We start from the raw sequence: 16,751 nt of genomic DNA, 5'->3' as shown, positions 1-16,751 counted from the left end.
CGACTCGCCCCTTCCTTTTCGACAAGTTGTCTTGCTCTTCAATTCGCGTTACGCGGTGAAATCAGTGGATATCGTCTATTTCCTCAAACACAGTTCCGCGAACGACCTTGAGATCCTGATTTCGCTCCGCAGCGTCGCCAAGCATTTTTCTGACGTCGGCAAAGTTTGGATCGTGGGGGATCGACCGACATTCCTCACGGACGACACTACGATTGTCGAACATATTCCGCACGACTACCTGGCGGCGCCAATCCGATTTCAAACGCCGATCGTCAATCAATTCCAACTTCTCTTCGCCTCGTCCCTGCTTCCGGAACTAACGCACGAGTTTCTCTATTTTTGCGACGACTACGTTCTGCTAGACAGGCTTACCTTAGAGGAAGCTCGTAAGTCCTACTACCTCGAAGATATGGACAAAATCACGAAGCGCGGACGCGGAATCTGGATGGAATCATTGTGGCGAACGTACGAACAACTAAAGCGTCTTGGCTACCCGCGTTTCAATTTTGAAACCCACTGCCCCGCCTATTTCCGCCGCAAATGGGTCTTCGACGCCTACGTCGACCTGAAAGACTTCGTTACCAATGATCGGTATTTCGGTCTGCTTGCCGAGACGGCCATTCTGAACCACGCCATCGCAAAACAAGGTGTGAAGCCAGTTTCCATTCGGGATGAGAGACTACGCATCGGTTTCTGGGGGAAACATCCCCAATACGATTCCATCCAAGCGCAATGTCGCGGCAAGCGATTCCTCAACTTCGACGACGCAGGCTTCGGCCCGGACTTGAAACGTTACCTTCTGGAAATGTTTTCCGAACCCTGCCGTTACGAAAAGGATGGCGCAAGCGCCAACCACATGAACGGACTCGCCGCATCACTAGGATGCTTTCAAGTTACGGCTTAGCGGATTCTAGAGTTATTTCGGTCTAACGATTCTCACATGGACCGAGCGATTCGCAGCAAGTCGCATGATTACCTCCACGTCTGAACGGAGCAGCCGTCGTATTCATGGTTTTGGGATGCTTGAGGGAGCTTGCTGTGCCGCTTTCAACAGTACGGAGTCGCAGAGGTCGATGCGTCATGCCCTCCTGCGAACTGTCTAGCCCTCGGTATGGACTTACGAATGCGGCTACTAGGTCACTCATCGCGGAGTTGATAATTGACACCTGGCAGCTACGATGCAGCGTGAAACTGATTTGACCAATCCGACGACGGTTCGCCCCAAGAACCGTAATTACGTAATTAGAATTCAGCTCTCAGGCAGCCAATAGTTCCATCGATGAGAGCAACAAGACTGCCCGTCCCTGTATCAAGAAGTTCACATCGGCGACGCAACGTCGGATGGGGCTCAACCGACACGGCCCTAATCAACGTCAGCCAAACTAGTCCCGCCGAAAAAGCTTGTGCGCACTGTGTGCGCGAATGGGGCCTAAAAGAGACCAAAATTGACCGTTCTGGAAAGATCCAAGCGTTCAGAAATGCGCATGAAAAAAGCCGCAAGTCCTTGAAGACTCGCGGCTTTCGTGAGTGCGGATGGCAGGATTCGAACCTGCGACCTTCGGTTTCGTAGACCGACGCTCTATCCAGCTGAGCTACATCCGCAACCTTACCTGAGGACGTCAGCGTCCCTCGGCAGATCACAAAGTTTAGCCGTCCTACCCCGATGCGTAAAGGGGCCGTTGGCGGTTCTCCGGGGTCATTTGGAAAAAAATCTCGTCGGCGTAAACGATTGCTGGCATTCGCCTTATCTACTTCGCCGGGTTTACGGGTCGCGGCGGTTATGCAGGCCTGCTTTCTACGGCGGCTTGCCGAACGCACCGTTTTGCCGGCCGCTGGCGAGTGGTTTGCAACCGCCGGTTGACGAGGTCCTTCTTCATCGGATAGCTTGGCGGCGTGATTGGTTCGCTCCCATTTTTGTGGAGCGTCGAAAGAGGGAACTCCGGTGAGAGACCGGGACAGCCCCCGCTGCGGTAACCAGAAACGAACGCCGTCGGTAAGCACTGATCCTCGTTGGATTGGAAAGCAACGGCCAGTAGGAACAGCAAGGCTCACCGCCCTGCCCCAGTCTGGAAGTCCGAAGACCTGCCAGTCGCCTGCGCCGCAAGGTGCAGTTTCGTCATACGCCTTCGGGGATGGAGGCGACATGGAGATCCCTACGATGACATCATTTCTTGATGTGCGCGCTCCTGCTGCGCTACGGCGAACTCGCTCGCCCAATCGTCGCTCCCACGCTTTGTAGCGACTGAGCAAGTTTACTGCCGTTTTCTTTCCGTTTCCGCGCGCAGGCCTCGTCCCAGCTTCGACTGTCGGACTCCGCTCCTGCTGCGCTACGAATGCGCATTTGCAAAGGTAAGCGTACATGCTATCCGCCAATTTAGGTTTTCCTCGTATCGGTAAAGACCGCGAACTGAAAAAAGCGGTCGAGTCGTATTGGTCCGGCGCCACGTCGGAAGCACAACTTTTGGAAGTCGCCGCTCACCTGCGGGCCGAACACTGGCGGCTGCAACTCGCGGCCGGCATCGACTCGATCCCCAGCAACGATTTTTCCCTCTATGACCAGATGCTCGACATGTCGGTCGCCCTCGGCGTCATCCCGCCGCGGTTTGCGACACTCGATGTCACGCATCTTCAGCGCTATTTCCTGATGGCCCGCGGTCAGGCGCCCGGCGTGCAACTGCCGCACGAGATCAAAGCGCTCGAGATGACCAAGTGGTTCGACACCAACTATCACTACCTGACGCCGGAGTTTGAACCGAACCAAACCTTCACGCCCGATGCGACGAAACCGCTCGCCGAACTGCGCGAAGCGCAAGCTCTCGGCATCGCTACCCGGCCGGTCGTGATCGGCCCGGTCACCTACCTTTCGCTCGGCAAGCTGCGCAGTGCGACCGGCGATCGACTTGATCTGCTCGACGCGCTGCTGCCTGCCTATGTCGAACTGCTGCGGCAGATCTCGACCGCCGGGGCGACTTGGGTGCAGATCGACGAACCGATCCTCGCGACCGATTTGAGCGACAAACAGCGCGAGTCGCTGGTCGCCGCCTATCGCACGATCGCCGCTGAACTGCCGCAGTTGAACGTGATGCTGGCGACCTACTTTGGTCCGCTGGCCGAGAATCTGTCGCTGGCGGCCAACCTGTCGACCGCCGGTCTGCATGTTGATCTCGTCCGCGGCAAGGAAGACGCGGCCTCCTTGGTCGACGTCATTCCCGCCGGCAAAGTCGTCTCTCTTGGCCTGGTCGAAGGACGGAACATCTGGAGAACCAACGCCATCGCGGCGCTTGCCTTCGCGCAACCGTTGGTCGACCAGTTGGGCGCCGATCGGGTGCAGATCGCGCCGAGCTGCTCGCTGTTGCATGCCCCGGTCGATCTCGACGCCGAAACCGACCTCGACGACGAACTGAAAAGTTGGCTCGCGTTCGGCAAGCAAAAGCTGGCCGAAGTGAAGTTGATCGCCACCGCGATTCTTGGGCCCGATGACGCTACTCGGGCAGCGCTCGAAGCGAATCGCCAGGCGATGATCAGCCGTCAAACCTCCGAGCGGGTCATTTCGCCCCAAGTGCAAGGTCGCGTCGCCTTCGTTGACGAACATATGCAGCGCCGCCGCAGTTCCTTCCCGCAGCGCCGGTCGGTGCAACAAGCGTCGCTCGGCTTGCCGGCGTTTCCGACCACCACGATCGGATCGTTTCCGCAGACGGCCGAGATTCGCCAGGCCCGAGCGAAACGCCGCAAGGGTGAACTCTCGCACGAGACGTACGTCGCCACGATGCAGGCCCAAATTCGCGAAGTGATCGCGTTTCAGGAAGAAGTCGGGCTCGACTTGCTGGTGCACGGCGAACCGGAGCGGAACGATATGGTCGAATATTTCGGCGAGTCGCTCGCCGGTTTCGCGATCACCCGCAACGGCTGGGTGCAAAGTTACGGCAGTCGCTGCGTGAAGCCGCCGATCATTTACGGCGACGTTTCTCGCCCGCGGCCGATGACGGTCGAGTGGATCGAATTTGCGCAGTCCTGCTCCACGAAGCCGGTCAAAGGGATGCTGACCGGACCGGTGACGATCCTCTGCTGGTCGTTCGTCCGCGACGATCAACCGCGGAGCGAAACTGCCCGGCAAATCGCCCTGGCGATTCGAGACGAAGTGGAAGACCTCGAAAAGGCTGGCGTCCGCGTCATTCAAATTGACGAACCAGCCCTGCGCGAAGGTTTGCCGCTCCGTAAACGGGACTGGAACGCCTATCTCGAATGGGCCGGCGACAGCTTCCGTTTGGCGAGCAGCGTCGTCGCCGACGAAACGCAGATTCACACTCACATGTGCTACTGCGAATTCAACGACATCATCGAAGCGATCGCCGGACTCGACGCCGACGTCATTTCGATCGAAACGTCGCGCAGCGACATGGAACTGCTCGACGCGTTCGTCGACTTCCGCTACCCGAACGAAATCGGACCGGGCGTCTTCGACATCCATTCGCCGCAAGCGCCGACGTCGGAATCAATGTTCCGTCTGTTAACGAAGGCGGCGGAAGTCTTGAATCCCTCGCAAATCTGGGTGAACCCGGACTGCGGCCTCAAAACCCGCAAATGGGAGGAAGTGCGACCGGCGCTAACCAACATGGTGAAAGCAGCCGAAGCGGCGCGCCAAAGTTTGGCTACCTGACGCGCCGCCCAGGAAGCAGAACCGCCGCCGAACCCGTTTGGCGGCGGTTCCTTTTTTTAGAATGGAACACGGATGCCACGGACGAATCACGGTAAGAACACGGCAAGAGAAAGCCCCGGATAGCATGCGCGCGCCCAATAGTAGCCCGAAGCGCAAGCGAGGGAAAAGCGGGGTCGATCCCAATTACGCACGAAGGAAAACGAGGTCAATCGATCGGCTAATTGCACCTCGTCGGTGGCTTGCGTAAAAATTCCCTTGCTCGCGCTGCGGGCTAGTTTGGAGATCGACTACTGGCCATCGGCGGGCGTTTCTTCTTCGCCCTCTTCTTCCATCTTTGGCGGCGTTTGGTCGCCGACTTTTGGAAGCGTGACGACAAACTTTTCGCCGTCGCGTTCTAGTTCCAATCGGCAGTCGCCGAAGCGGCGTTGGGAGAGTCGGCGGGTGATGTGGCACTGCGACATCTTGGCGATGCTGACGTCGTTGATCGACAACAATCGGTCGCCGATTTGGACCCCGTTTTTGTCGGCGTAGGTTCCGCTGCAGATCACTTCGACGAAGGCCCTTCGTTCGACCGCTTCCTCCACGCGGAGATAAATGCCGGAGTGAAACGATTCGTCGACCATTTCAAAGTGCGGGCTCTTTTGCAGGTAGAGTCGCCGCCCTGAAAAGTCGAAGGTCGCCTTGTAGCGGAGGAAATAAGGAAGCCCCAACAGCGCTAAATCATCATCGCCATTGGCCTGCACGCCGTAGTGTTTAAACGGCCCAAGCTGGAAGACCGGAATCAAGGCAGGTTCCTCACCATGAATTTGCGTTTCGCCGTCGACCAGATGTTTAAGGGGCAACAGCAACAAGCGTTCTCGCTCCCTTAAGTACTCGTAGTGCTTCGGAGTGAGATAAAGCGTTGCGCCGATCGCTCCGGTATCGACCAGCGCCGGAAAGGGAATGTCGCCGGCCCAGACGACGGCAAATGGTCGCCTCGTGTACATGACCAGGTCGACGACCGCGTCATGTTCGACTCCCGTGAAACTCACATTTTCGAGCAAGCGGATCTCGCCTTCCGACAGGTTGAGCTGCAACACATATCGGCTCAGGAAATCCATCCCCAGGATGCCGGCAATGGGCTGATCGCAAGCCTCGCTCACGTCCGAAAGATCGATGCAGCGAACGAGCGACGATTCGGCCGGAAACGGCAGCGAGCCTTCCTCGGTTCCCAATACATTCATTGCCGGCGGGCGAAACTGGACCGAGAAACGGCCGGGAAGAACTTCTTTGGGAAGGATCGCTTCGTCATGGACGGTCAGCTTCGCTTCCAGGCTTTTGTCAAAGAGCGAAGTGACGCACCCCGTGTCGACGACAAAGACGAACCGCTCATCGCCGATCTCGACCGGCAGCGTGACGAAGTCGCCGTCGCTGGCCGCTTTGGAGCAGAGGAGGGTCTTCGGTTCGGCCGCATCCAGACCGCGCAAGACGCCCAATGCGAGGAGCAACAGAGACAGAATCGTGATTCGCGCCCGCATCGTATCCCCTCCCTGGTCGATCGATTCTCGCCGTTAATGTCGCGGTCGGGTTTGATTCTATCCGCTGGACGAAATGGGACGCAATTGAAAGTTCTGTCGGAGCGACGCTAAGGGCCGTTATCTAGTTGCCATCTCCCCTTATTTGGTTTGCAATATGGGACTAGTCGCCGAAAATGAGGCGCCAGCTTGACGTTTCTCCATTCTTAGAGGAATTCCTGGCCAGTTAGCCGCGGCGCACTCGCATATATACGTAGCGGGGAAGGTATTTCGTTTTCCTGTTGGCGTCGCCAGGAAAAATCGGGATTAGGCTCGACTCGGCAAGGGATCGACGGTTGGTGGAATCGACATCAGCGACAGAGCGTCAGATTGACGAAATCCTGGCGACCGCGAGCCAGCGACCGGCCGTCGCCTACGAGATGGTCCTGGCCCGTTCGCTCGTCCGTTTGCAAGGTCTGACTAAGTCAATGATGCAGGCCTATCCCCAATTGGCTCGCTGGGAGCAGACCGACGACGTCTTTCAGGAGGCGTCGATTCGACTCTATCGCAGTTTGAAAGCGGTGAAGCCGCAATCGGCTCGCCACTTTTTCAATCTGGCGAATCTGCAAATCCGGCGAACGCTGATCGACTTGGCGCGGAAGCATCTCGGTCCCCTCTCGATGGCGGCCAATCATGCGTCGAACTTCGCCCTGGATGAGTTGCCCGATCAAGGCGACATTGACGCGCCCGTGACGCTCGCTCAGTGGGCCGAGTTTCACGAAGCGGTCGACAAGTTGCCGGATGAATTGGGAGAGACGTTTTCGCTGATCTGGTATTCGGACGTGACGCACGTCGAGGCCGCAAAGCTGTTGGGCGTTTCGCAAAAGACGGTCCAGCGCCGCTATCTGCATGCTCGGGTGTTACTTGCCGATTTGGCGCCTGACCTCTTCCTATCGTCGGAGTCCTAGGAAACATGACCGTCGATAACCGTGTATTGGACTTGCTGGAGAAGTGGGAAGAGACCGTCGCCGACGGCGCCCCGGTGGACTTTACCGTGCTGGCCGCAGGAGACGCCGCCCTGGCGGACCAGCTGCGCCGCTATGCCGGGTCGCTCGAAAAGCTTGCCCGGCTGCGGCAGAACGATCGGGTGGAGTGCAAACTGAACGTTCCCACGCCGCAAGAGCTCCGCAGTTCGCTGTTGCTCCCCGAAGGGCTGGAAATGGGGACGCTGCAAACGCATTTGAGCAAAGCGGACGTCGTCGACGCCGACGAATTGCAAAAGTTGCTGAATGACGCACCGCCGAAGAACGTCTACCAATTCTGCAATCGGCTGTTGGAAGCGAACCTGCTGACCCGGTTCCAACTGCGGGCGATCGCCCGCGGGCAAACCCGCGGCTTGAGGCTGGGACGCTACGTCGTGCAAGATCGGATCGGCGCCGGCGGGATGGGACAAGTCTTCAAGGCGTGGCACAGCAAGATGGATCGCGAGGTGGCGCTGAAGGTGATTCATAGCCGGGCGAAGAACCAGGACAAAGCGCTGGCCCGCTTTTATCAGGAAGTGCAAGCTTCGGCCCAATTGCGCCACCCCAACATCGTCACCGCGTTCGACGCCGACGAAGCGGATGGGGTTCACTTTCTGGTCATGGAATATGTGCCCGGCGAAGACCTCAACAAGATCGTCGGCAAGCGCGGTCCCTTGCCGGTGACGCTGGCGGTCGACTATTTCATTCAGGCGGCTCGCGGTCTGGAGTACGCCCATAGCGTCGGCGTCTTGCATCGCGACATCAAGCCGGCCAACTTGCTGGTCTCAGAAACCGGCATGCTGAAAATCCTGGACATGGGGATCGCGCGGCTGACGTCGGACGATGGCGAGCGAACCGGGCTGACCCAAGAAGGCTCGGTCATGGGGACGGTCGACTTCATGTCGCCGGAGCAAGCGGTGAACTCGAAGGGAGTGAAGCCGCAGGCCGATCTCTATAGCCTGGGGTGCGCGTTCTTTTACATGCTGACGGGGCGACCGCCGTTTGAGGGTCAGGAGCTGATGGTCAAGCTGCTCGCCCATCGCGAGAAAACTCCCCCATCGCTGTCGCAGCTTCGGAGCGACGTTCCGCCGCAGCTTGATGCGATCTATCAAAAGTGTTTGGCGAAAACGCCGGAAGAACGCTATGCGTCGGCTACCGAACTGATCGCCGAGCTGGAAAAGGTACGCCCCCTGCTTCGCGATGACGGCAAGGTAGCGCTGCAAATTCCGGCGGCGGAAGCCATCCTCGACACTTCCCCCACGTCGTTTTTTGAAACGCAGCAGCAAATCGTTAGTCCGCCGCTGGCGGCGCCTGGCTTGCAAGTTGCGCCGGCAACGCCTGGACGTCGCAGACGATCGGCCGCTGGTTCCGGCAACGGCATGTATTACGGCGGGGCGATCGGCGGGGCCTTGCTGCTGGCGCTGCTCGGCTACTTTGGACTTAGTGCGATCTTCTCCATCTCGACGCCCAACGGCAACCTGGTTATCTCGATGACCGGGGACGACTTTGTCGCACACCTCCGCGATCAAGAGATCCAGTTAGTCAACACGAAGACCAACGAGACGGTGACGATCCCTCTGGAAAGCGAAAAGCAGACGAAACCGCTGGCGCCGGGGCCATACAAGTTTGCGATTGAAACGAGCGGGGGGATCAAGACTAGCGTTTCGGAACTGACGATTCATAGTGGGGAATCGTCAACGGTCGAGGTCTATTGGGAATCGCCGAGTGCAGTCAAAGTCGCCAGCGGCGCAACGGGCGGCGCTTCTTCTCCTGCGACTCCGACGACCATAGCGCCGTGGGTGACGATCTTCAACGGGCGCGACTTGCAGGGATGGACTGTGGAAGGACCGCAGAAGTGGAGCGTCGCGAATGGCGTACTCGTCGGGCCAGGAGCTGGCTGGAACGACGCCGGCTACATTCGCTACAACACGACGTTTGCAGCGTACGAATTGGAATTCGACTACCTTCTGGCTGAGAATTCCAATAGCGGCGTCTTTCTGAATGCAGATCCGGATGAGCCTTTGATTGGGTTGTCGTTTCTGGAAGTGCAGTTGCAGGACGATGACGCTCCAATGAATGCGCAGTTCAAACAGATTCAGCAGACCGGCAGTCTCTTCGGCGTCGCCGCGGCGGAGCAGCTAGATTCGACGAAGAGCCATCGTTGGCACAAGATGCATATTCGCTATGAGCCGCCGCTGGTCGAAGTCGCAATCGACGGCACGCAAGTTCTTAGTCATCGCTTGGCAAAAGCGCGCGAGCCAGGCTACGTCGCATTTCAGCGCTACCAAGGGCAAATCGACCTCAAGAATATCCGCCTGCGTGATCTGTCGACTCCAAACGGGCTCAATCCGCCGACGGAGACTGGCGGTGCAGTTCCTGCGGCCGCGACGACCGCCAGCGGAACGGCGACTCCTCCCCCTGCTTCGCCACCCCCCTCTTCACCGTCGGCAACAAGCCCGGTCGCTCCAGCGGATTGGGTTTCGATCCTCAACGGCAAGGACATGCGCGGCTGGTCGATTCAGGGGCCGCTCAAGTGGATCGTCGAGAATGGGGCGATCGTCGGCTTGGGAACCGGACCGCGTGAGGCGGGCTACATCATGTACGACACCAAGTACGACGACTTCGAGCTGGAGTTCGAGTATCAACTGTACGAGAACACCAATAGCGGCGTCTTTCTGAATTGTCGCCCAGGGGAACCGCTAATCGGCTCCACGTTTCTGGAAGTGCAACTTCAGCACGACTATTCGCCGAAATACGACAAGGAGCCCCCGATCAGGCGAACGGGCAGTTTATTCAACGTCGCCTCCGCGCTGCAGTTGCCGGCGTCGAATAGCCCGGGGTGGCACAAGATGCTGATCCGCTACGAAAAGCCGCTGGTCAAAGTGACGATCGACGAACGGGAAGTGCTGAATTACCGGTTGACCAGCCCGGTCGAGCCAGGCTACATCGGATTCCAGCGCAACTACGAACGGATTGATTTGCGTAATATTCGCGTACGCGAACTAAAGCCGCAACCGCCCGCCGCGAGCAACGTCCCCTGGACTCCGATCTTTCGGGATGGAGCGACCGGATCGGCGGTTCGCTACCGCATCAGCGATCGCAATAAGCCGTTCTTCAAAACGGTCGACGGCCTGTTGGTATCGGACAGCGGGGGGGACCGGTTGATGCTGACGCAAACGCCGGTGAAGGATTTTCGACTCCGCTGCGAATATCGCATTACCACGAGCGACGTCGGCGGCGGCATCTGGTTTCGCTCCGCATTTCCGACGAAGGATCCTCCCGTGGCTTATGAGGTCCCGCTGACGCGCCTCGATATCAACACGCCGCGGCATGTCGTCTACAAGTCAGGGCGGACGCAAAAGTTCCCAACGTTCGGCTCGCTCCCGTCGGTCTCGGAAAACGAGTGGCACACGCTCGAAGTGACCGGCATCGGCAACAAGTTCACGGTCAATTTCGATGGTAAATTCGCCTATGACTTTGAAGACGCTCGACGCGACGCCGGCCTGCTCGGGATTGCGGCGGGACGGGCTGGACTTGAAGTGCGGACTCTGGAGTTTCAGGACCTCGACAAGTAGCCTACGAGCGTTGTTCGAGTTGCAGCAGCTTCTCTTTCAGCTTCAAACCTTGCGGGCCGGAGTAGCCTCCCAGTTTGCCGCCGCTGGCCACCACGCGGTGGCACGGAATCAGCAGGGTGATGCGGTTCTTGGCCATCGCGCTGCCGACGGCTCTGGCCGCGCCGGGCGAACCGGCTTTGGCGGCCAGTTGTCCATAGCTAAGAGTCGTGCCGGGGCGGATCTTGCGGCACTCGCGATAAACTTTCGTTGCGAACGGCGGGTAGCCGGACAGATCGACTTCGATCGCCGACAAATCGACCGGTTCGCCGGCGGCGTATTGCTGCAGCGTTTGGACAATTTGATCCTGCCGCGGAGTCAGCGAAATGCGGCTCGGCTTCCGGCGACGATCGGCGCAAAATTGGAGTCGGTAGACCACGTCTCCCAGCATTTCGATTTCCAGCGGTCCCAGCTCGGTTGCTATCGTGAAAATAGTCGACGTAAGGGGGGAAATTGCGGCTCGTCGGGCAGTGGACGGAGGCATCTCGGACTTTCCCAAATGCGGCGGAAAGCTATACTAAGGTTCAGCGGATAAACAATTTTCTAGTCTATCCGAATATCTCTCATCTCTAGCGCTCGATAAGGAAAAACGGATGGCCGGTTACCGATCGCTGAGTGACGACTGCTACGTCAACATGAATCTCAACACGGAGATGGACCTCCCGAGCAGTCGCGAAACGGTCCTGCACTTTTTTGAACAAATCCGTAAGAAGTATCCGCTAATGCGGAATTTCTACGCGCGCGAACGTTCAGAATTTGTGCTTGAAGAGGACAAGGATCAAGGGAACTATCGCTGGGCTTCGGTCGAGGCGAAGCGGGTTCTTTCTGGTTGCGTCAACATCGAGAACCTGGACGACGCGATCGAGCAGCATCGCTTCGTTTTGGACCTGGTTCCCTATTTGTTGTCGGTGAGTCCGCTCGATTGCGAGTCGCTGAACCTGATGTATGGGTTCGACTTCACCTATCGGGGCAACCACAACCAACTGGTCGCCGAAGCGCTCGGCCTTTCGCCGGCGTTTGAAAGACTAGGCCGAGTCGGCAACCACCGGATGGTCAGCTGCGAACCATCGATTCAGTTCGCGCTTGACGACGATTGCCGCATGCAATGCCGGATCAGCATTGAGACCCGCACGAGCGCCTACCATGTTCGGACCGGCGAGTTTCCGGAAGAGCAGCTAAGCGTCTACGTCACGATGCGCAACTACGGCAGTCTCGACCCAGGGCAGTCCTACGTCGAAACGCTCGACGCGCTGCACGCGGCGGCCAGCCGGATCATGGATGAGTACGTGATCGGCAACATTTTGGAACCGCTGCGCCAAGCGATCACGCTGCGGTAAGCGACGCCAAACAAGCGCAACAATAGCCCGCAGCGCAAGCGAGGGAATGCGTTTGACTAAACGGAATCGCGGCGGGCTTTCTCCGACCGCATGCCAGCGGCATCTATTCGATGCTGCTGACGACGCGAGTTTCGGTCAACAGGGTAATCGCCCGCAGCAGGTCCGCAGGCATAATCGGTTTGGTCAGGTAAAGCTGGAAGCCTGCGTCGTGGCAAGCGGCGCGATCTTCGCACCGGGCGCAGGCGGTCAGCGCGGCGACCGGAAAGTCGCAGTCCAGTTCGCGCATCTTCATCATCGTGGCGATGCCATCTTGTCGCGGCATACGAAGATCAAGAATCGCCAGATCGTAACGACCAGGTTCGAATACCGACATCGCAGCTTCCCCGTCGCACACCTGCGTCACTTCGGCGCCGGCGCTCGTCAGAATGATCTGCAGGAGCTGACGGTTCAGCTCGTCATCTTCCGCAATCAGAATGCGGAGCCCCGCCAGCAAACTCGCGTTGGAAAATTCGGCGTGCATCACTTTGACCAGATTGAAGAGCAACGATCGGTTGAGTCCGTTGATTTAATCTAGTACGCAAAATCCAAGTCCCCCCCGGATTGCGCCATTCCGCAACTCGATTTACCTAAGCTGCGCTAAACCGGAATCGATTCATCCCCAGGTAGCTCCTATTCGGTCAACTTGTCGGTAATTCGGAGTCGCTCCCCCCCGATGTTGATGCCCTTATCGCGCAAGCCAGCGAGGATTTGCCGCTCCGCTTCGGCCCGCGAAAGACCTACGGACAATACCGTCGGCCCAGGAAAACCAAGCGGCGTCGCCAACAAGATCGTCGGATCGGCCGGCAACCGCCCGAATAGAAGAGTCAGCTTTTCATTTTCGGCCTGATTGCGCCCTGATACGATCAGCCCGCGCTGGTCGATCCACCGTTGCCGCGGAAAGTCGAACAGTTCCGGCAGGAGCCAGGTCTTCGGCAACTTCGAGGCGAGCCCCGCCTGGAGCCGCGCGCCATAGGCCGGATCGACCAGGCGACATCGCGAGGCGCCCTTTTCGCTGCCGGTCAGCCCGAATCGCTTCGCCAGATCTCGGATCTTGCGGCGACCGCTGCCGTGAATCGCGTGGAATCGTTCCCGATCGAGCAGCCCGGTCGTTTCGGGCAACGTTGGCGTTAGCAGTTTGGCGGACAGCGGACGAACCAATCGGCCCGGAATCCCGGCATGGTGTTCCATCATTTCGAGATGAGACCGCTTCTGCCCCATCATTTTCTGCCCGAGCACATCACCGGTAACGATGAACTCCGCTTCCAGCTCGTTCATCCAGGCAACCGCCGCGCGGAGCATCGCGAGTCGACAGTCGCAGCACGGGTTCGCCCCTTTGCCGTAGCCGAAGCGAGGCCGAGCGACCAGTTGCAGATACTCGGTCGGCTCCGGCTGAACGATCCGAATCGGAACTTGCAGTTGCTCGGCCGATTGCCGCGCCGCCTCTTCGACCGGAGAGAACTGCGTCGCGTAGGCGAGCGTGTGGACTTCGATCCCTTGCACTTGAACCAATGCGGCGGCGACAGCGCCGTCGAGATCGCCGGAAAGTAATGCGACGCAGCGCGACATCAAGCGATTTCCGCTGGCCGGTTACTCGGCCAGATGTTCCACAGGGCGACCATCGATTTCGCAGAGGGCGTTTTCGGCGGCGCGCTGTTCCGCTTCCTTTTTGTTCCGTCCCCAAGCGGCGCCGTAGCGAACGCCGGCAACTTGGGCGGCGACCTGAAAGCACTTGCTATGGTCCGGCCCCTTTTCATCGAGCAGCAAATAGCTGGGGGTCGCGCCATGTTCGCGCTGCGCGTATTGCTGAAGAGCCGACTTGAAGTTCGCCCCGGCTTCGCCGGAAACGGCCGCTTCGATCTCGTCCTCGACGTTCCGCATCACGAAGTCTTCCGCCGCTTTCGGTCCACCGTCCAGGTAGATCGCAGCGATGATCGCTTCAAAGACGTCGGCCAACAGCGACGGCGGAACCGAGGGACTGGAGGACATCCCTTTGCCGACGATCAGGAACTCTTCGAGCCCCAACACGCGGCTCAACTTCGCACAGGTCAGCCGGCTGACGACGACCGATTTGATGCGGGTCAGGTCCCCTTCCAGGAAATGGGGATAGCGCAGAAAGAGGGCTTCGCAGACGACTCGGCCGAGAATGGCGTCGCCGAGAAACTCCAGACGCTCGTTGCTCTCCAGTCGATGACTGGCGCCCGAGGCGTGGGTTAACGCCGATTTCAGCAGTGATTTTTCTTGAAACACGTAGCCAATGGTCGCCTCACATCGTGCGATGGGGTCGTCCGATCGGCTCGGCGCTTCGGAGGATTCGCTCATTGCGGACCTAGTTTTCGCCAGTTTTGGCGTTTCCTCCGTTGCGACCACGACGTCGGTTTGAGGGACTCGTGGGCGGAACGCAGAGAACGCGTCGATAAGTGCTATCAGCACCGCCAGTCTAGTTGTCCTAAATGATAGCGTCAATTGCGATTACATCCACGCAAAATGTCGAACCACCCCCCTTTTTTGGCTCTCCACCGGGTAAACGAATTGGATGGAGCAAGGTAGATTAGTAGTTCCTGACCTCCTACATCGGTGAAACCGCGCCATGATGAACTTGCTTTACCTGCCGGAACTCCGCGAAATGCTGGCCGAAAACGACCATCAGGGCCTGCTGGAGTTCTGCACTGCGCTTCACCCTGCGCGGACGGCGGAGTTCATGGAAGCCCTTACGGCGGAAGAGGTTTGGAACGTCCTCCGCCACGCCGATACCCAGTTGGCCAGCGAGATTTTCGCCTATTTCGAACACCAGTTTCAGGTCGAGATCATCGAGTCGCGCGACCCGGCCGAAGTGGCCGAGATGATCGCGTGCATGTCGGCGGACGACCGGGTCGACTTGCTGTCCGGGGTCGATGAAGAGCGCGTCAGCGCGATTCTCTCGCTGTTGCCGCTGGAAGAACGCCGCGATTTTCATCGCCTGGCGAACTATCCGGAAGGGACCGCCGGCGCGATCATGACGACCGAAGTGGCCCAGCTGGCCGAGAACCTGACGGTCCGTCAGGCGCTCGAAGAGATCATGCGCCAGGCCGAAAACCTCGAAACGATCTACTACATCTACGTCACCGACGACAACGATCGGCTGCATGGCGTCGTCTCGACGCGGCAACTGGTGTCGTCCCTCGGCAAGCCCGACCGAAAGCTGGCCGAGTTGATGGAGCCGGAGGTGATTCACGCCCAGGTGAGCGAAGACCAGGAGCAGGTCTTGCGGAAGATGGCCGACTACGACTTGTTGGCGATTCCGGTGGTCGACGACACGCTGCAACTGGTCGGGATTATTACGCACGACGATATTCTCGACGTCGTGCTCGAAGAAGCGGAAGAAGACGCCTACCGCGCGGCGGCGGTCGAACCGCTCGAAGAGTCGTACTTGCAGACGCCGATTTTGACCCTCAGCTGGAAACGGGGAGTCTGGCTGACGATCCTGTTCGTCGGGGCTCTCTTCACCGTGATGACGCTCAGCCATTTCCAGGGAGAACTGAACAAGTACGCCTGGTTGGTGCCGTTCATTCCGCTGGTGATTTCGACCGGCGGCAACACCGGCAATCAGTCGGCGACGCTGATCATCATGGCGCTGAACAAGGGAGACGTCTCGGTCCGCGATTGGTTTACCGTCATCCGCCGCGAGGTGCTGATGGGGCTGATCCTCGGGAGCTTGCTCTGCGTCTTCGGCTTCGGCATCGCGATAATGGAGGCGCCATCCCTCTGGGCGGCGATGGTCGTCCCGATCACCGTCATCGCGGTGGTGTTAGCCGGCACGCTGGTCGGCTCGATGCTGCCGCTGCTGTTCAAGAGCCTGAGTCTCGACCCGGCGCTGATGAGCAACCCCTTCGTCGCCGGCATCATCGACCTGGTGGGGATTTTGATCTATATGTCGGTCACGATCCTGCTGCTCGGCGAATAGCGCGCAGAATAGTAGCCCGAGGCGCGAGCCGAGGGAATGCGGCCGCAAAAAGAAATAGAACACGGAAGCCGCGGATAAATCGCGGTAGGAACACGGCAAGAGAAAGGCGGCAGTTGCCTGCCCGCCCAATAGTAGCCCGAAGCGCAAGCGAGGGAAATGCGGCCGCAAGTCGATAAAGCGGACAAGCCGCCGAAGGCTGGGCCAAGTCCCAGCACATTGCGTCCTCGAGGAATGCTGGGTCTCGACCCAGCCTACGCTAAACGCTAGACGTTCAGCGCCGGTTGCCCAACATACAACTGCAAAATCTGGCTCTGCACTTTAATCGCGCGGATCAAGACCCAGATTTGGTCCGACGTGAAGGCCCGCGGGTCGGAGGTCGAGAGCTCATCCAGCTCGGCCGTCATCGCGGCGTGCTGATCGGTCGCGGCTTGCAACTTCAAACCAACCTCTTTCCAGACGGTGGTCAGCGTTTCGTCGCTCGCCAGTTGCTCTGGATCTTTCACCGAGTTCGACAACAACAAGCAAAGTCGGGCGACGTCTTTGACGTCCGCCGTCGGTTGCAAGGTTTGGATCCGTTCCGCAAGTTCATGACAAGATACGTTCATGGCTATTCATCCAGCCGTTCAGATGAGAATGCGACCTGCCCGCAGTC

Annotated in this window: 12 protein-coding genes, 1 tRNA gene and 1 riboswitch; of the genes, 6 read left to right on the top strand and 7 right to left on the bottom strand. The window is 58.8% G+C overall.

Annotated elements, in window-relative coordinates; genetic code table 11:
* Positions 1-55: 55 nt before the first annotated feature.
* Positions 56-904, top strand: coding sequence for a hypothetical protein (locus LOC68_RS01580; RefSeq protein ID WP_230214878.1), 849 nt, complete (start codon positions 56-58; stop codon positions 902-904).
* A 624-nt stretch (positions 905-1,528) separates the two neighbouring features.
* Here the strand turns inward: LOC68_RS01580 and LOC68_RS01575 are convergent.
* Positions 1,529-1,602 (bottom strand) — tRNA-Arg (locus tag LOC68_RS01575).
* A 279-nt stretch (positions 1,603-1,881) separates the two neighbouring features.
* Positions 1,882-2,104: riboswitch (cobalamin riboswitch) on the top strand.
* Between the two features lie 255 nt (positions 2,105-2,359).
* Here LOC68_RS01575 and metE point away from each other — a divergent pair.
* Positions 2,360-4,657, top strand: coding sequence for a 5-methyltetrahydropteroyltriglutamate--homocysteine S-methyltransferase (gene metE, locus LOC68_RS01570; protein ID WP_230214876.1), 2,298 nt, complete (start codon positions 2,360-2,362; stop codon positions 4,655-4,657).
* Positions 4,658-4,944: 287 nt separating this feature from the next.
* On the opposite strand, the gene LOC68_RS01565 is transcribed toward metE, so the two are convergent.
* The gene (locus LOC68_RS01565) at positions 4,945-6,174 is read right to left on the bottom strand and encodes a PDZ domain-containing protein (RefSeq protein ID WP_230214874.1); all 1,230 of its coding nucleotides are present in this window, start codon (positions 6,172-6,174) and stop codon (positions 4,945-4,947) included.
* 335 nt (positions 6,175-6,509) lie between these two features.
* Here LOC68_RS01565 and LOC68_RS01560 point away from each other — a divergent pair, with 335 nt between their 5' ends.
* The gene (locus tag LOC68_RS01560) at positions 6,510-7,118 is read left to right on the top strand and encodes a sigma-70 family RNA polymerase sigma factor (RefSeq protein ID WP_230214872.1); all 609 of its coding nucleotides are present in this window, start codon (positions 6,510-6,512) and stop codon (positions 7,116-7,118) included.
* A 5-nt stretch (positions 7,119-7,123) separates the two neighbouring features.
* Entirely contained in the window at positions 7,124-10,747 is a 3,624-nt protein-coding gene (locus tag LOC68_RS01555; RefSeq protein ID WP_230214870.1) for a family 16 glycoside hydrolase, read from the top strand.
* A gap of 1 nt (position 10,748) precedes the next feature.
* Here the strand turns inward: LOC68_RS01555 and LOC68_RS01550 are convergent, their stop codons facing one another.
* Positions 10,749-11,267, bottom strand: a complete 519-nt coding sequence (locus LOC68_RS01550; RefSeq protein WP_230214868.1) for a methylated-DNA--[protein]-cysteine S-methyltransferase — start codon at positions 11,265-11,267, stop codon at positions 10,749-10,751.
* 109 nt (positions 11,268-11,376) lie between these two features.
* Between LOC68_RS01550 and LOC68_RS01545 the strand changes: the two genes are divergently transcribed.
* Positions 11,377-12,120, top strand: coding sequence for a hypothetical protein (locus tag LOC68_RS01545; protein ID WP_230214866.1), 744 nt, complete (start codon positions 11,377-11,379; stop codon positions 12,118-12,120).
* 103 nt (positions 12,121-12,223) lie between these two features.
* On the opposite strand, the gene LOC68_RS01540 is transcribed toward LOC68_RS01545, so the two are convergent.
* The 3 genes from LOC68_RS01540 to rnc all read right to left on the bottom strand — a co-directional run bounded on the left by LOC68_RS01540 (position 12,224) and on the right by rnc (position 14,478).
* Complete coding sequence (locus LOC68_RS01540; protein ID WP_230214864.1) at positions 12,224-12,664, bottom strand: response regulator; 441 nt, start codon at positions 12,662-12,664, stop codon at positions 12,224-12,226.
* 125 nt (positions 12,665-12,789) lie between these two features.
* Complete coding sequence (locus tag LOC68_RS01535) at positions 12,790-13,725, bottom strand: hypothetical protein (protein WP_230214862.1); 936 nt, start codon at positions 13,723-13,725, stop codon at positions 12,790-12,792.
* A gap of 21 nt (positions 13,726-13,746) precedes the next feature.
* On the bottom strand, positions 13,747-14,478 hold the full coding sequence (gene rnc, locus LOC68_RS01530; RefSeq protein ID WP_230214860.1) for a ribonuclease III: 732 nt from the start codon (positions 14,476-14,478) through the stop codon (positions 13,747-13,749).
* Positions 14,479-14,746: 268 nt separating this feature from the next.
* On the opposite strand from rnc, the gene mgtE reads away from it, so the two are divergent.
* Positions 14,747-16,099, top strand: coding sequence for a magnesium transporter (gene mgtE / locus LOC68_RS01525; protein ID WP_230214858.1), 1,353 nt, complete (start codon positions 14,747-14,749; stop codon positions 16,097-16,099).
* Between the two features lie 263 nt (positions 16,100-16,362).
* Here the strand turns inward: mgtE and LOC68_RS01520 are convergent, their stop codons facing one another.
* Entirely contained in the window at positions 16,363-16,704 is a 342-nt protein-coding gene (locus LOC68_RS01520; protein ID WP_230214856.1) for a hypothetical protein, read from the bottom strand.
* Positions 16,705-16,751 lie beyond the last annotated feature (47 nt).

The organism is Blastopirellula sediminis, from assembly GCF_020966755.1.
Classification (GTDB): domain Bacteria; phylum Planctomycetota; class Planctomycetia; order Pirellulales; family Pirellulaceae; genus Blastopirellula; species Blastopirellula sediminis.
Note: the sequence above shows the minus strand (reverse complement) of the source record. Positions and strands in the feature narration are given on the sequence as shown.

Bases quoted from the DNA above. Each gene is read 5' to 3' on its own strand.
- LOC68_RS01520 (WP_230214856.1), bottom strand. From the start codon at position 16,704: ATGAACGTATCTTGTCATGAACTTGCGGAACGGATCCAAACCTTGCAA.
- LOC68_RS01555 (WP_230214870.1), top strand. From the start codon at position 7,124: ATGACCGTCGATAACCGTGTATTGGACTTGCTGGAGAAGTGGGAAGAG.
- rnc (WP_230214860.1), bottom strand. From the start codon at position 14,478: ATGAGCGAATCCTCCGAAGCGCCGAGCCGATCGGACGACCCCATCGCA.
- LOC68_RS01550 (WP_230214868.1), bottom strand. From the start codon at position 11,267: ATGCCTCCGTCCACTGCCCGACGAGCCGCAATTTCCCCCCTTACGTCG.
- mgtE (WP_230214858.1), top strand. From the start codon at position 14,747: ATGATGAACTTGCTTTACCTGCCGGAACTCCGCGAAATGCTGGCCGAA.
- metE (WP_230214876.1), top strand. From the start codon at position 2,360: ATGCTATCCGCCAATTTAGGTTTTCCTCGTATCGGTAAAGACCGCGAA.
- LOC68_RS01565 (WP_230214874.1), bottom strand. From the start codon at position 6,174: ATGCGGGCGCGAATCACGATTCTGTCTCTGTTGCTCCTCGCATTGGGC.
- LOC68_RS01545 (WP_230214866.1), top strand. From the start codon at position 11,377: ATGGCCGGTTACCGATCGCTGAGTGACGACTGCTACGTCAACATGAAT.
- LOC68_RS01535 (WP_230214862.1), bottom strand. From the start codon at position 13,725: ATGTCGCGCTGCGTCGCATTACTTTCCGGCGATCTCGACGGCGCTGTC.